The organism is Histidinibacterium aquaticum, from assembly GCF_008710275.1.
Taxonomy (GTDB): domain Bacteria; phylum Pseudomonadota; class Alphaproteobacteria; order Rhodobacterales; family Rhodobacteraceae; genus Oceanicola; species Oceanicola aquaticus.
The window spans coordinates 323,640-338,683 of the sequence record NZ_VYQE01000004.1 but is presented as its reverse complement, the minus strand read 5'-3'; the positions used below and the strand labels follow the sequence as shown (position 1 = coordinate 338,683).

General features: G+C 66.2%; 14 protein-coding genes. 4 read left to right on the top strand and 10 right to left on the bottom strand.

All coding sequences use genetic code 11. The features are described from left to right. Window positions 1-16 precede the first annotated feature (16 nt). Window positions 17-481, top strand: a complete 465-nt coding sequence (gene ptsN / locus F3S47_RS14285; RefSeq protein ID WP_150445952.1) for a PTS IIA-like nitrogen regulatory protein PtsN — start codon at window positions 17-19, stop codon at window positions 479-481. Window positions 482-485: 4 nt separating this feature from the next. Here the strand turns inward: ptsN and F3S47_RS14280 are convergent, their stop codons facing one another. From F3S47_RS14280 to cysQ, 9 genes are all read right to left on the bottom strand, one after another. Next, window positions 486-1,904, bottom strand: a complete 1,419-nt coding sequence (locus F3S47_RS14280) for a sulfotransferase family 2 domain-containing protein (protein ID WP_396280062.1) — start codon at window positions 1,902-1,904, stop codon at window positions 486-488. Between the two features lie 3 nt (window positions 1,905-1,907). After that, a complete protein-coding gene (locus tag F3S47_RS14275) occupies window positions 1,908-3,608 on the bottom strand; it encodes a DUF5927 domain-containing protein (RefSeq protein WP_150445950.1) in 1,701 nt (566 codons plus the stop codon). Then, window positions 3,605-4,591, bottom strand: coding sequence for a glycosyltransferase family 2 protein (locus F3S47_RS14270; RefSeq protein WP_191090211.1), 987 nt, complete (start codon window positions 4,589-4,591; stop codon window positions 3,605-3,607). Before F3S47_RS14270 ends, F3S47_RS14275 begins: the two co-directional genes overlap by 4 nt. Window positions 4,592-4,655: 64 nt before the next feature. Next, window positions 4,656-5,498, bottom strand: a complete 843-nt coding sequence (locus F3S47_RS19610; RefSeq protein ID WP_396280061.1) for a glycosyltransferase family 4 protein — start codon at window positions 5,496-5,498, stop codon at window positions 4,656-4,658. A gap of 328 nt (window positions 5,499-5,826) precedes the next feature. After that, window positions 5,827-6,816 carry a UDP-glucose 4-epimerase GalE gene (gene galE / locus F3S47_RS14260; RefSeq protein WP_150445948.1) on the bottom strand — a complete coding sequence of 330 codons (990 nt, stop codon included), beginning with the start codon at window positions 6,814-6,816 and terminating at the stop codon, window positions 5,827-5,829. Window positions 6,817-6,822: 6 nt separating this feature from the next. After that, window positions 6,823-7,716, bottom strand: coding sequence for a UTP--glucose-1-phosphate uridylyltransferase GalU (gene galU / locus F3S47_RS14255; protein WP_150445947.1), 894 nt, complete (start codon window positions 7,714-7,716; stop codon window positions 6,823-6,825). A gap of 128 nt (window positions 7,717-7,844) precedes the next feature. After that, window positions 7,845-9,101, bottom strand: coding sequence for a glycosyltransferase family 2 protein (locus tag F3S47_RS14250; RefSeq protein WP_191090198.1), 1,257 nt, complete (start codon window positions 9,099-9,101; stop codon window positions 7,845-7,847). After that, window positions 9,098-9,898, bottom strand: coding sequence for a 3-deoxy-manno-octulosonate cytidylyltransferase (locus F3S47_RS14245; RefSeq protein ID WP_150445945.1), 801 nt, complete (start codon window positions 9,896-9,898; stop codon window positions 9,098-9,100). The genes F3S47_RS14250 and F3S47_RS14245 overlap by 4 nt, the downstream gene beginning before the upstream one ends. Window position 9,899: 1 nt before the next feature. Next, window positions 9,900-10,697, bottom strand: a complete 798-nt coding sequence (gene cysQ / locus F3S47_RS14240; RefSeq protein WP_150445944.1) for a 3'(2'),5'-bisphosphate nucleotidase CysQ — start codon at window positions 10,695-10,697, stop codon at window positions 9,900-9,902. Window positions 10,698-10,831: 134 nt separating this feature from the next. Between cysQ and F3S47_RS14235 the strand changes: the two genes are divergently transcribed. Together F3S47_RS14235 and F3S47_RS14230 are read left to right on the top strand one after the other, a co-directional pair. Then, window positions 10,832-11,653, top strand: coding sequence for an ABC transporter permease (locus F3S47_RS14235; RefSeq protein WP_150445943.1), 822 nt, complete (start codon window positions 10,832-10,834; stop codon window positions 11,651-11,653). Beyond that, window positions 11,650-12,267, top strand: coding sequence for an SH3 domain-containing protein (locus tag F3S47_RS14230; RefSeq protein ID WP_150445942.1), 618 nt, complete (start codon window positions 11,650-11,652; stop codon window positions 12,265-12,267). The genes F3S47_RS14235 and F3S47_RS14230 overlap by 4 nt, the downstream gene beginning before the upstream one ends. On the opposite strand, the gene F3S47_RS14225 is transcribed toward F3S47_RS14230, so the two are convergent. After that, window positions 12,264-12,881 (bottom strand): alpha-ketoglutarate-dependent dioxygenase AlkB family protein, encoded by a 618-nt coding sequence (locus tag F3S47_RS14225; protein ID WP_150445941.1) that lies wholly within the window; start codon window positions 12,879-12,881, stop codon window positions 12,264-12,266. The genes F3S47_RS14230 and F3S47_RS14225 overlap by 4 nt on opposite strands. Window positions 12,882-13,068: 187 nt before the next feature. On the opposite strand from F3S47_RS14225, the gene dnaK reads away from it, so the two are divergent. Then, complete coding sequence (dnaK, locus tag F3S47_RS14220; protein ID WP_150445940.1) at window positions 13,069-14,988, top strand: molecular chaperone DnaK; 1,920 nt, start codon at window positions 13,069-13,071, stop codon at window positions 14,986-14,988. Window positions 14,989-15,044 lie beyond the last annotated feature (56 nt).

Sequence of the window (15,044 nt, the reverse complement as noted above, 5' to 3'; positions counted from 1 at the left end):
TAGAATTGGACGTTGAATGCAGTTCGATGAGATTCTGACGCCGGAGTCCATCAAGCGCCTCTCTTCCTGCAGCAGCAAGAAGAGGCTCTTCCACGACCTTGGTGAGATGGCCGAGTCGACGCTCGGCCTTCCCGCCAACGAGGTGGTCGAGGCGCTGATGGAACGCGAGGCGCTCGGCCCCACGGGCGTCGGGGGCGGCGTCGCCCTCCCCCACGCTCGTCTCGACGATCTCGACCGGGTGCGCGGGCTCTTCCTGCGGCTAGAGAAGCCGATCAACTTCGATGCGGTGGACCGCCAGCCCGTCGACCTCGTCTTCGCCCTGCTCGCGCCGGAAACCGCCGGGGTGGAGCACCTGAAGGCCCTCGCCATGGTGTCCCGCACCCTGCGCGATCCGGCGACCTGCGCGAAGCTGCGCGCCAACAGCGATCCAGCCACGCTCCATATGATCCTTTCGGAAGCGAACGCCTCTCAGGCGGCCTGAGCGCTCAGGCCCAGGTCCCGAACCCGAAAGTCACGTAGTCGCGCTGGTAGATGTCCCTCAGCGCGGCTTCGATCTCCTCGTCGTAAATCTCCACGAGTCGCGGCCGGTGCGGATCGGTCTCCGCAGGCACGGCCAGCGGTTCGCGTCCGATCTGCCGTGTGAGCTGTTCGAGGCCGGTCCCGATCTGCTCCTCGCGCAGCACCATGTCCGGCACCGCGAAGTTGCTCATGCCCTTGAGGACTTCGGCCTGGCTGGCCCACCAGGGATCGACCCGGACGGAGGTCTGTCCGCGCAGGTTCGCCTTCAGGAACGCCAGGAAGCCCTTGAAGGCCACTCGATGCGCCTCGGCATCGTGCGACTCCGCGGAGCCCTGCCCGGGCAGCGGGACCTTGAAGACCTGCTTCAGTGTCTTCCGGATCTCCATGAAGGTACCCGGACCCGGGAACAGCAGCTTCTCGCAGAAGGCCGCATGGGCCCTCGCGACCGGGTGGCGGAGGACGGTGAACGACCGGTGCCCCGGCGCGCCGCGCTTCCATTGGCGCAACGTCTTCTGAGTGAAGCCTTCGATGAGCTCGTCTTCCCCGACGCCGTCCAGTCCGGCAAGCCAGCCGCGCGCGGCTGCAGTCGGACCGCCCAGAACCGGCATGTAGAGCAGCGGGCTCCTGGCGGCCGCGACGTAGGACGGGACCATCGCCCCGCGACGCGGCTCGAAGTTCGGGGTGCGCGTCAGGTTGAAGCGGTCGAGACGGGCAAGGCTGCGCTCCATCTCCTCGAAGTTGTTGACCTTGCTCTCCATCGGCTCGGGGTTCTGCTTCTTCAGCTTCCGGTCGAGCGCCTCGATCCGCCCATCGACACCGAGCCAGGCGGCCAGGCCGTTCATCACCTCGACGTCCTGCAAATCTTCGTAGGCGACGTAGAAGGCTGTCTGCCCGGACTTCTGGAGCCCGTTGAGCAGGCGCACCTGGAAGGCCTGAAGCGCCTCGACGTGGGCTTCGAACTCAGCCGCGTCGAAGCTGACCTGGCCGGAGCGGGCATGCTTGACGTTGGTCAGTTTCCATTGCCCGGTCTCCTGCGCGATCTTCCAACTGACGTAGCTGTCGAGCGGGTTCCGCGTGAGAACGATCTTGGCGCACCGCGGGTCGAACAGCACCTGGTCGAGCACACGCGGATCGTGATCGTTGAAGAAGCGGAAGCCGCCCAGTCCCTCGACGGCCCTGATCCGGTCGAGCAACGCGCCGGGGTCGGCCTCCCGCTCCTCTTGCGTGAGCCCGAGCAGCTCATCTCGATTGGGGTAGCCGATAAAGTGCGGGTTGAACGCCTCGCCGTGGCAACTGACGCCCGGGATGGCGTTCAGGTTCGCCTCGAGGAAGTTCGAGCCGGTCCGCATCTCTGCGAAGACGACGAAGGAATCGAAGGCGGGCATGATCTACCTGACCAGATATCTCTTGCGCCGGACGGGTTCGACCGGCCGGGGCTGACGTTCTACAGGGAAATCCCCCATGAGGTAGGGATGCATCCCCTCGTTCTTGAGGTTCTGAAGGAAGCGCCCGAAGCCGGTGAGATCGACCATCCGGGGGGCCTCGGTCAGCCGCCTCTGCTCGGTCCCCGCGAACTCTCCAATCACCTCCTGCAAGCAGTCCTTCGGCGACTCCACGAACTCCGCCATGGTCCAGATCCGAATGCGCGCCTTGGCGTGCGGCGACCGCAGCGCCCGGAGATGCTCCGCCTCGATCTTCTGAAGGCGGGCCGCCTCGGTGCGAAGCTCGGCAAAGTCGCCACCGGTCTGAAAAAGCGGGACGGCCCAGGCCCCCGAGATGACGCTGATCTGCGCATTGGGATCGTGCGCCAGGTCGTGGGTGATGATCTGGCTGTCCGAGGGGCCGAACTGGAAGCACTGCCGCTCGCCACGCGTGTTCCAGATGAGCGAGGTGAGAAAGCGGCGCGCATTGTAGTCGCGGATCTTCGGCGAGTCGCTGAGTGCCCCGGCGAAGCTCTTCTGCCGGCCCTCGAACTCCGCACCCGTCTTCGCGAAGAGATGCCCGTGCACGCGGGCGCCGGTAGTCCGGGCGAGCCAGGTCTCGAAATCCTCGAAGAGGTCCGAGAAACCCTCGAAGACGGAATAAGGCGCAGAGGTGAAGCCGTTCTCCCAGTTATCGTTGGGCAGGCGCGACTGCATATAGAGCCCGGGGCGGCCCCGCGTCCGCCGTTCCACGGCCTTCGCGAAGATGCGGTCGATCTTGCCGGGGTTGGGCTCCGCGCCCTTCATCGCCTGTTCAGCCGGGTCGAGGAACGCTTCGTAAAGACGTTCGGCATGGGGCCAGATCTTGCGCGCGACGAAGCAGTCGGACCGGCGCAGGAGCTGCAGGTGATCGTCGTAGAAGATGTGCGGCTTGCCCTGGAAATCAAACTTCGAGAGCGTCAGCGAGCGGCTCTCGACCTGGCGCGAATAGAGCCTGACGAGGGTCTGGAAATAGCTTTCGTCCGGGATCCACACCTGCCGGAAATATGCTTCGTACTCGGGCCGGTTCGGGTCCGTCAGAATGCCGCTGAGAGTCTCACGCGTCAGGCACCACCATTGGGACCCCATGTGGGGGACGAGCCCGCCCGGTATCTGGCGTTGTAGCCGCAAGGCGCGCTGCACCTCCACCCAGGCGTCAAACAGAAATCTCTGGCGCTTCCAGGAGAAGGGGAAGCGCAGCTCGAAGCGCTCTTCGTCCAGTCCGCCGACCGTCCAGGGCACATCCTTGGTGGTCGCGCTCTCGATGAAGTCCCGCTCCGGGCGCTCGGCCAGGTAGGCGACCAGCTCGCGTACCGGCCGGAGCGGCAGGCAGGACCCCGAGGCGAGGTAGACGTGCCGCACCTCGGGAAAGCTCGACAGCATCAGTTCCGACGCCGACTGGCTCGCCGCGACGATGCCCCAGGTGCCCCACTCGCACCTGTGGCGGCGAGAGAACTTCACCCGGTCCACGAGGTCGGACAGGCGGTGACGGAAGCGGTCGTTCTCGGCCCGGTCCACCGTCTTGTCGACGTGGACCACAACGGGGCAGCCGCCCGCGACCCAGTGGCGGATCACCTGCTCGGCCCGGTCGAAGGCCGTGTGGACCAGCATCACGACGCCGAGGCTCATGCCCAGTTCCCCTTGGACATGAGGCCGAGGATCTCGAGCTGGCGCCAGTTGATGTATTTCTCGGACCACTTGCACCAGAGGTCGGGGTTCTCGGTAACGCCCTCGGCGTAGGCGCGGTACTCCCGGCTGGCGGCATAGTGCTGGCCACGCCCGAGCTCTTCCTTCGCCTTGTCGGCGAAGCTCGAGAGGAACTTGGTGTGCAGCAGGATGCCGCTGGCTTTCTCGCCGCCCCACTCGTCGTAGGTGAGGTTCAGCCCGCGCGGCAGGAGCGTATGGGTCGAGCTGTGGTAGGCGTAGCGCCGGTCCCATTTCACGAGCGGGATCTTGTTCAGCGCGGGCGCCCGGTGCGGCTCCTCGGCGAAGAAGGCCCGCATACGGGGCCCTCCCTGAATCCAGAGATTGCCGTACCGGTGGTTCCGGTAGATCGAGTAGTTGCCCGCATCGAACCAGCTCGCGATCTCCAGCGGGTCCTGCCCGGGCGCGTATGGCACGTCGCGGATGCCACCCTTTGGGTACATGTCCAGCAGCATCGCCGAGAAGGACTTGATCGAGCTGGCGTCGAGCCAGTCGGTCAAGGCCCGGACCGGCCGCGTGTCGCAGAACGGGTAGACAAAGAGCTCGTCCGGATCGACGACGAGCGTCCAGTGGCCGTGGCCATACTTGAGCTGAAGCCAGTTCAGCCAGTCGACCCCGAAACGGGCGCGCTTGTAGCTGGCGGACGCGGTCCAGAGAGAGACGTCCGGCTGCCCTGCGAGGTACTCCCGCCCGCCGTCGTCGCTGTCGTTGTCGACCATGAGAAAGCGGTCGACACCCATGTCGCGGTAGTACTTCAGGAAGTACGGCAGCCGGGGGTATTCGTTCCGGAAGGTGGAAAAGACCAGGATGTCGGAGGGCCGGATCTCCTGTGTCCTGTTCACGACCGGCTTCAACTCCCGCCGCTTGCGAAATGCCCGGACGCGCCAGCGCTTGCGCTGCAGCCTCAGCCGATATGATTGCCAGGCGCCCAACCCGTCCCCTCGTCCCGACGACAAGACCCGCCGGTCCCTCTCACGTCACGCTCAGGGCGACCGCGAAATGATCGGCCCAGGTGGGCGCCGCGTAGGAGGGCGGGTCCGGCGGAGTCTGCTCTGTCAGAGTTCTTACCGTGTTTTCCCAAGGATAGGGGTCGCTCGTCGGCAGGTAAATGCCGACCTCTCCGAGCACCTCCCGGCAGATGGCCAAATCGCCACAAACCACTGGGGTGCCAAGCGCCGCCGCCTCTGCCAGCGGCAGGCCGAAACCCTCGGCTTCCGAGGGGAAGAGCAGAGCGCGTGCACCGCTCAGCAGGGCTGCGACGGCGCCGTCCGACAGGTCAGGCAATTCCGTCACGCCGGGCACTCCGGCGTCGAGGCGGGCGAAGACCTCTTCATTGTTCCAGCCGCGGCGGCCGACGAGGTAAAGGAGCGGCGGCTCGGCCCCGAGGCGCTCCCAGACGTCGAGCAGCAGTCCGATGTTCTTGCGGGGCTCGAGCGTGCCGAGGACCACGAAGTAGGGGCGGTCCGTTTCGATACCTCCGGGAAGCGCCGAGCGGTCAGGCGTCTTGAGGTCGACGCCGAGCGGCGCGGCATGGATCGGCGGCGGATCGGACAGGTGACGGGAGATGCCCTGGGCAGCCGCGTCGGAAGAGGTCAGGATGATGTCCGCCTGTCCGGCGAGATCGAGATGTTGTCGGAAGCGCTCCACGCTGCCCTCGCGCTGGTACTGAGGGAAATCGAGCGGAATCGTGTCGTGGATGAAGACTGCAAGACGCGAATTTTGCACCGAGCGCACCGCTCCGAGGGTCCTAGGCGTCAAATTGGAATGCCCGAGGTTGAGATAGGCTGCCCCCGCCGGAATGGAGCGGCGGAGCATCCTCCCGAGGCCGCTTCGAAGGCATCTTGCAAGGGCGCGCTCCCTGGCTCGCGACTCCAAGGCCCGGACAGGCTCCGGGCGTCTGCGGCCGAGACGTGCTAAACCATCCGGAGCGCCAAACTCGCAGGTATCAAGTCTGCTGCAGAAATCCTGCGCGCCAGATCGGTCCAGAAGCAAATATCCGTAGGGTGTCCGCATCAGCGCGAAGAGCGGCGTCTGACGGTCGAGAAGCTCCCCGAGATAGGCGCGTTCGACCCGGTCGATGCCGGTCATCCGGCGGCCCGCGCGCGACGCGAGCCGTGTCAGATCGATCAGCCGCGCGGGCGGCTCATGCGCTGTAGTGAGCGCCATCGTTCTGATGCCAGCGCCAGGCGTCAGCGACCATCGTCTGCATGACCGAGCGCTTCGGCTCCCAACCCAGTTCCTCGCGGGCGCGGCGGCTCCCGGAGACCAGCTTCACGGCATCGCCGGGCCGCCGGTCACCCTCGACGACCGGAACTTCCCGATTGGTCACCTTGCCGGACTGCTCGATGACCTCCCGGACCGAGAAGCCCGTGCCGGTCCCGAGGCAGAAGACGCGGCTGCCCTTGCCCTCTTCGAGCCACTTCACGCCGAGGACATGCGCATCGACCAGGTCCATGACGTGAACGTAGTCCCGGATGCAGGTGCCGTCCGGCGTGTCGTAGTCCGTGCCGAAAACCGTCAGCGCGTCTCGCTTGCCGTCGATCGCGTCGAGCATCAGCGGGATAAGGTGCGTCTCCGGCTGGTGGAATTCCCCGATCTCACCGTCCGGGTCCGCCCCGGCCACGTTGAAGTAGCGAAAGATCACCGAGTTCAGACCGTGGCTCTGGCCGAAGTTGCCGAGCATGTCCTCGATCGCCCGCTTGCTCGCGCCGTAGGAGTTCAGGGGCGCCTGGGGGCTGTTCTCGTCGAGGACCACGCCGTCATGATCGCCGTAGACCGCGCAGGTCGAGGAGAAGACGAAGTCGAGGCACTGCGCCGCGATAGCCGCCTCGATCAGCGCCAGGGAGCCCTGGACGTTGTTGCGCCAGTACTTCCCCGGGTCCGCCATGCTTTCCCCGACGAGGGAGAGCGCTGCGAAGTGCATCACGGCAGCCGGACGATAAGCTGCGAAAACCTCGTCGAGGCGATCGCGGTCCGTCAGTTCGCCCACTTCCAGCGGCCCGTATTTCACCGCATCGCGCCACCCGGTCGCGAGGTTATCGTAGGTGACGGGCGTGTAGCCCGCCGCGGCCAGGACCTTGCAGGCGTGGCTTCCGATGTAGCCGGCGCCGCCGGTGACGAGAATATTGGTCATGCGGCCTTACTGGGCCGCGTTACGCGTCGCTGCAAGCTCGTCGAGGTATTGCTGAAGCTCGCCCCTCAGGTCGTCCCGTGCCAGGCCGAAGGCCACGGTGGCCTGCAGGAAGCCAGACTTGGAGCCGCAGTCGAACCGCTCGCCCCGGAAACGAAGGCCGTGCACGCCCTCCTCGGTGCCGATCTCGCGCGCGATCGCGTCGGTCAGCTGGATCTCTCCACCGGCACCCTCCCCGATATCGCCGAGGTTCTTCATTACCTGGGGCGAGAGGATGTAGCGCCCGATGACGGCGAGGTTCGACGGCGCCTCGGCGGGCTTGGGCTTCTCGACCATGCCCTTGACCTTCACCAGCGCACCGCTCTCGGACTCGCAGTCGAGGATGCCGTAGGACGACGTCTTGTCCTGCGGGACTTCCATCGCGGCGACCATGGAGCCGCCGGTCTCCTCGTGAGCCTCGACCATCTGCTGCAGGCAAGGCGTCTCGGCCGCAATGACGTCGTCGGGCAGGATCACGGCGAAGGGCTCGTCGCCCACGAGCTTCCGGGCACACCAGACCGCGTGGCCAAGCCCGCGTGCCTCGTTTTGCCGGATGTAGGCGATGCCGCCGGATTCCATGTTGGTCGACTGGAGAGTCTCGAGGAGATCCGTCTTGCCCTTCTTCTCCAGCGCCGACTCCAGTTCGGGAGCGGTGTCGAAGTAGTCTTCCAGGGCCGACTTGCCGCGCGCCGTGACGAAGATGAAGTCCGTGATGCCGGCGGCGCGCGCTTCGTCGATCGCGTACTGGATCAGGGGCCGGTCGACGAGGGTCATGATCTCTTTCGGCACCGACTTCGTAGCCGGCAGGAACCGCGTCCCCATGCCCGCAACCGGAAAGATCGCCTTCGTCACCCGTTTCGCCATACTCGAATTCCCTTGGATTGAAATGCACGCGACTGCCAGCCGCTGCTCAACGTCTCGCATTCACCCACGAGACTCCGGTCTCGCGCGATCGTTCCCGTGATTGCCACGAAACGTCGGGTCATGTCCATCTAGACGGGCCCGTTCCGGGCCGGTCCGCGCACAGATGAGAGCCTGCGGACCTCGGCCCGGACCCGCTTGCCGAAGGACTGGATCCGGATCAGGGGTGCCTGCCGCACGGAGCGCCCGAAAAGCCCGCCCCGCTGCACCCAGTAGCCCTCCGCGTCGAACCAGGCGCGGTGGTACCGGGCGGTCGGGGAGAGGAGCATGGCCGTGACGTGGTACCCCGCTTCGGAGAGCCGCAGCGCCTCGGCCCTGCGGGACCGCGCTTGCCAGGTGCGTCCGGCGACGACCGCGTGACCGAGACGCGGCAGATCGGCTCGGTAAGCCAGGAACTCGGCGCCCGACGGCTCGATGCCGGGAAGCGGCAGCATCTCCCGCCCCATCCCCTCGGCCCACCCTTCGTCGAAGGTCGCGAGGATGCGGTTCACGTCCCTCGGTTCGATCCGTCCGTCGATCATGTGCCCGATCAACGATCGCTGCCGCCGCCGCCGCTCGGCCCGGCCAGCAGGCGAGTAGTCTTCCGCGAGGCTGTGCCGACGCAGGAAGTAGGCGAGGCTCGCGCCCACGTCGAACAGGCTCTCCGGCACCCGGTCGGTGCGGCGGCGCGGGCTCGAGGCAACACCGTGGTGGACCTGCGCCAACGGCGCCACGGCGCTCAGAATGCCCTGCTCCGCGAGGCGCAGGTTCAGGTCGGTCTCGTCGAGATAGAAGCGGTAGGCCGGATCGAAGCCCTGCAGTTCGAGCAGAAGATCCCTCCTGAACGCCATATTCGTGCCCTCGGTCTTGATCCCGCGCCCGTCCGGTGGGGCGATCAGCCGGGGTTCGTCTCCCTTGACCCGGACGGGTCGGCTGTCCGCCTCGGGACCGACGTCGGTAAGCCTGTGCTGGAAGCTGATCCCGTTCCGGCCGCGCACGTACCCCGTCGCCGCGCCGACGCGGTCGTCGAGGAACACGGGCGCGAGGTGGTGCAGCCAGAGCGGCTCGGCCATGGCGTCATCGTCGATGAAGGCCACGACCTCGCCTGCCGCCTCGGCAATGCCGAGGTTGCGGCCCTGCGAGATGTTGCGCTCGTCGAACGCCACGACCTTGACCCGGTTGTATAGCTCGGGCCGTGTATCGATCCGGCGGCGGCCGGCCTTGCAGGCGACAACGACGATCTCGAAGGGGTCGTAGACCTGCTGGACCAGGGCGCGAAGGCAGAGCGTCAGGCTATCGGGCCGTCCGTGGCTGACGACCACCACGCTGACGGAGGGCCCGTCGCTCACGCGATACCCGCCTCGCGGAGCATCTCCTCGATCTTCGGGACATCCTCGGGATTGTTGAGTTCCCAGAAGGGACGGCCCCGCGCCTCGACCTCCTCGCAGGCGACGCGGCGGCCGTGTTCGAGAAAGCGCAGCTGCTCCAGCCCCTCCAGCTGCTCCAGCGGCCCCGGCACGAGCCCGGGGTAGGCGCGGAGCGCATCCGGACGGTAGGCGTAGACCCCGACATGGTGGAAGACGGGAGTCGGAGCGTCGTCAGGATAATCGCCCCCGGTAAAGGGGATCACTTCCTTGGAGAAGTAGAGCGCCGAGCGGTCCTCCCCGAAGACCGCTGTCGTCCCCCCGACGCGACCGGCCATCCGATCCTCCCGGAAGCCGCGAAGCGACCGCCCGTCGCAGCGCAGAACGGGGGTCGCGATGTCGGCCTTGGGATCGGCCTCGAGCCCGGCGATCAGCGCCTCGACGTACCAGGGCGGCGTGAGGGGCGCGTCGCCCTGCAGGTTCACGACGATATCGTAACCGCCGCCCAGCGCCTCCAGCGTCTCGGCACAGCGCTCGGTCCCGTTGCGGCAGGTCTCCGAAGTCATGGCGACCTCGGCCCCGAAGCCCTGCGCCTCCTCCAGGATGCGCGTGTCGTCCGTCGCCACGACGACCCGGTCCACACCCTCGGCGGCTCGGGCCGCCTCCCAGGAACGCCGGACCAGGGTCCGGGCCTCGCCGGTAGCCCCGCGCAGCTGCACGAGCGGCTTGCCGGGATAGCGCTGGGAGGCATAGCGCGCCGGGATGACGACGAGGACCGCCATGTCAGGCGGGCTTGAGCTCCACGCCGGGGGCGTAGGCGATTAAGAAAGGGTTGGCGAACCCCTCCTTGCCGTAGACCAGCGGCGAGAGATCGTCGAAGCGGACCACCTGCCCGCCGGCCCCGGAGAGCACGGCGTGGCCCGCGGCGGTGTCCCACTCCATCGTGCGGCCCAGGCGCGGGTAGAGGTCCGCCTCCCCGGTCGCCACGAGGCAGAACTTCAGCGACGACCCGGCCGATGTCATGTCGCGCACGGCGTACTTGCCGATGTAGTCGTCGGTGGCCTGGTCACGGTGCGACTTGGAGGCGACGACCATGAGGGAGTCGTTGTCCGGCTCTGACACGCGGACGGGCACCGTCTCGCCCACCGTCTCCTTGTGGAGGGCGCCCATCTCCTCGACCGAGCTGCCGTCGGGCAGGGTGTAGAAGAGACGGCCCTTCGCCGGGGCGTAGACCACGCCGCGGGTCGGTACCCCGTCCTCGACGAGCGCGATGTTGACCGTGAAGTCGCCGCGCCGGTTGATGAACTCCTTGGTCCCGTCCAGCGGGTCGACGATCAGGAAGGTCGCGGCGCTCACGTCGTGGCTGTCGGCCTGCTCCTCGGTCACCAGCGGCAGATCGGGAAAGGCGGCGCGCAGCCCGTCGGAGATATGCGCGTCGGCGGCCTCGTCGGCGGCGGTGACGGGCGAGCTGTCGCTCTTCACCGAGACCTCGAAATCGGGACCCTCGTAGATCTCCATGATCCGGTCCCCGGCCTCGAGCGCGAGCCTGCGGAACGCCTGCGTGATCCTGTCGTAGTCCATATGCCACCTTGCGGGCCCGCATTCGGACCGTCGATTGAATTGCTGCCCCGCGACCCTTATGGTGACGCCAATGGAGATGGGCAAGGGCTGCGGCCGCCCGCTCCGCGCGGGGGCGCGAGACGGAAACGGTATAGATGTTTCAGGCACGCAGAGCGACCACGCGCACCCAGGGGTTCGTCACGATCCTGGAGCTGATCTACCACACGATCGTCCGCAATGTCCGCAAGTCCCACAGGCACGCGCTGATGGGCCTCATGCAGAACATCATGCAGACGCTGATCCTGGTGATCGCCTTCTACTTCATGTTCGCCGTTCTCGGGCTGCGCGGCTCGGCGGTTCGGGGCGATTTCCTGCTCTACGTCATGTCGGGCATCTTCATGTTCGTCTGCCACACCAAGTCGATGGGCGCGGTGCTGAACTCCGAGGGGCCGACCTCGGCAATGATGAAGCATGCGCCGATGAACACCGTCATCGCCGTCGTCGCGAGCGCCCTCTCAGCGCTCTACATCCAGGTCCTGTCGCTCTTCGTGGTGCTCTTCCTCTACCATGCCATCATCACGCCCATCGAGATCTACCAACCGGTGGGCGCGATGGGCATGATGTTGCTGGCGTGGTTCTCGGGCTGTGCCGTCGGCATGGTGCTGCTGGCGATCAAGCCCTGGTTTCCCGGGTTCGTGGCCATCGCCTCGCAGGTCTGGGCGCGGGCCAACATGATCGCCTCCGGCAAGATGTTCCTGGCGAACACGCTGCCCGGCTTCATGCTCGCCTGGTTCGACTGGAACCCCCTGTTCCACATCATCGACCAGGCGCGGGGCTTCACCTTCATCAACTACAACCCGCATTTTTCCAGCACCACCTACCCACTCGTCGTGAGCCTGGTTCTCCTGATGCTCGGCATGATCGGCGAGAGTTATACTCGTAAACGCGCGTCTGTTTCCTGGGGAGCTGCAAGATGAAACACCTGCTGATGCTCATTCTCCTGCTCGTTCCGGCCACCCTGGCCGCGCAGGAGTTTCCGGCCCGCTATTCGGTCAGCGGGGTCGCCGCCGACGACACGCTGAATGTCCGCACCGGGCCGGGCGTGGACAACGCCATCATCGGAGAGTTTACGCCCGACCGCACCGGCATCGAGGTCGTGCGGCTCAGCGCCGATGGCGACTGGGGGCAGGTCAACGTCAACGGCCAGGCCGGATGGGTCTCCATGCACTACATGATGCCGCTACAGCAGGTCGGCTGGAACAGCACGATGTCCACGGTCAGCAGCTGCTTCGGGACCGAGCCCTTCTGGTCCGCCAGGACGACGTCCGACCGCCAATTCGTGCTGGAGAACCTCGGCGAGCCTGTCTTCTCCGCCCCCGCCGAGCCCTTCGTGCAAAGCCTCTCCGGCCCCGGGATCGCGACTGCGGTCGAGGTGCCGGGCGGCGGTTTCGCCACGCTCGTCGTGACGGCGGGCGCCTGCTCCGACGGAATGTCGGATCAGCAGTACGGCCTCAACGCCGACATGGTGACGCGCCTGCCCGGAAACGGGACACAATACTGGAAGGGGTGCTGCACGGTCGCCGTCGACTAGGGGTCGACCACCCGCAGCGTCAGGTTGATACGACCGCCGCCGTCCAGCAGCGTCGAGGTATCGGGCTTCACCCGGTCGATGCCGTGGTAGACCAGCCGGGCCTCGTCCCCCATCACCAGCACGTCCCCCGAGCGGAGCCAGACGCTCTCGGTCTTGCCGCCGCGCGTCAGGTTGCCGATCCGGAAGAGCGCTTCGTCCCCGAGCGAGACCGAGACGACCGGGTAACCGAAGTCGGCCTCGTCCTTGTCCTGGTGCATCCCCATCTTCGCGCCGTCAGTGTAATAGTTCACGAGACAGCAGTCCGGTTCGCGGTGCGTGCCCGACACAGCCGCCCAGACCCGCAAAACGCTCTCCGGGATCGGCGGCCAGTCCACGCCCGACGGGTGGCGCGGCTCGTAGCGGTAGCCCTTCCGATCCGAGAACCAACCATAGCGCCCGGCAGAGGTCATGCGCACGCGCATCGGTTTGCCGTAGGGCGTCATCGGAGAGAACAGCGGCGCGCGGGCCACAACCTTCCTCAGATCGGCCACCATGGCCTCCTGTGCCGGGGCATCCAGCAAGCCCTCGAAAACCTTGACGCCGCGTATGGTCAGGTCGGGTTTCGGGTCGGTCATCGGTCCTCCGTCTTGGCCAATGCAGAAATGTCACAGCGAGCCCCGGCGGGCCCGTTGCAGCCCCGAGACCCCCTCCCTATATAGCCCGTTGACCGGCAAGGGCCGCCCTTGCCGACATCTCCACGGCCTCGGGTGCCTTCACGGGCCCGGCCGTTCAAACCGCCTGACTGCAAAGGGATTTGACAATATGGCCAAAGTCATCGGGATCGACCTGGGGACCACCAACTCCTGCGTCGCCATCATGGACGGCTCGCAGCCCCGCGTGATCGAGAACTCTGAAGGCGCCCGCACGACGCCCTCGATCGTCGCCTTCACCGAAAACGAACGCCTCGTCGGCCAGCCGGCCAAGCGCCAGGCGGTCACGAACCCCGAGAACACCATCTTCGGCGTCAAGCGCCTGATCGGCCGTCGGTTCGACGACCCCGATCTCGCGAAGGACAAGAAGAACACGCCGTACGAGATCATCGACGGCGGCAACGGCGATGCCTGGGTGCGCGCCCGCGGCGAGAAGTATTCGCCCTCCCAGATTTCCGCCTTCACGCTGCAGAAGATGAAGGAAACCGCCGAGTCCTACCTCGGCGAAGAGGTGACGCAGGCCGTCATCACGGTCCCCGCCTACTTCAACGACCAGCAGCGTCAGGCTACGAAGGACGCCGGCAAGATCGCCGGCCTCGAAGTCCTGCGCATCATCAACGAGCCGACGGCGGCCGCTCTGGCCTACGGTCTCGACAAGAAGGACAGCAAGACGATCGCGGTCTACGACCTCGGCGGCGGCACCTTCGACATCACCATCCTCGAGATCGACGACGGCCTCTTCGAAGTGAAGTCGACGAACGGCGACACGTTCCTCGGCGGTGAAGACTTCGACATGCGCATCGTCAACTACCTCGCCGACGAGTTCAAAAAGGAACACGGCGTCGATCTGACGAAAGACAAGATGGCCCTCCAGCGCCTCAAGGAGGCGGCCGAGAAGGCCAAGATCGAGCTGTCGAGCTCCAGCCAGACCGAGATCAACCAGCCGTTCATCTCGATGGACAGCGCCACCGGCCAGCCGCTCCACATGGTGATGAAGCTGACCCGCGCGAAACTGGAAAGCCTCGTCAGCGACCTGATCAAGAATTCGATCAAGCCCTGCCAGGCGGCCCTCAAGGACGCCGGTCTCACAGCCAACGACATCGACGAAGTCGTGCTCGTCGGCGGTCAGACCCGGATGCCGAAGGTCGTCGAGGAAGTGACCAAGTTCTTCGGGAAAGAGCCCCACAAGGGCGTGAACCCCGACGAGGTCGTCGCGGCCGGCGCCGCCATTCAGGCGGGCGTGCTGCAGGGTGACGTCAAGGACGTCGTCCTGCTTGACGTGACCCCGCTGAGCCTCGGCATCGAGACGCTGGGCGGTGTCTTCACCCGCCTGATCGACCGCAACACCACGATCCCGACGAAGAAGTCGCAGATCTTCTCGACCGCCGAGGACAACCAGAGCGCCGTGACGATCCGCGTCTTCCAGGGTGAGCGCGAGATGGCCTCCGACAACAAGATGCTCGGCCAGTTCAACCTCGAGGACATTCCGCCGGCGCCGCGCGGCATGCCGCAGATCGAGGTGACCTTCGACATCGACGCCAACGGCATCGTCTCCGTGTCCGCCAAGGACAAGGGCACGAACAAGGAGCAGAAGATCACGATCCAGGCCTCGGGCGGTCTCTCCGACGAGGACATCGAGAAGATGGTGAAGGATGCCGAGGCCAACGCCGACGCGGACAAGCAGCGCCGCGCGCTGGTCGAGTCCAAGAACGAGGCGGAGAGCCTGATCCACTCGACCGAAAAGTCGATGGAAGAGCATGGCGACAAGGTCGACCCGACCACCATCGAGGCGATCGAGCTCGCGATCTCCGCGCTCAAGGACGATCTCGAGGGCGAGGATCCGGACAAGATCAAGTCCGGCATCCAGAACGTCCGCGAATCCGCGATGAAGCTCGGCGAAGCGATCTACAAGGCCCAGGCCGACAGCGGCGAGAGCTCCGGCGAAGGCGAGGGCGAGTCCTCTTCCGGCTCCTCCGACGACGACATCGTCGACGCCGACTTCGAGGACCTTGATGACAACAAGCGTTCGTAACGACGAGTGATGCGTACCAGACCGGCCCGGCATGGCCCGGGCCGGTCTTTGCGTTC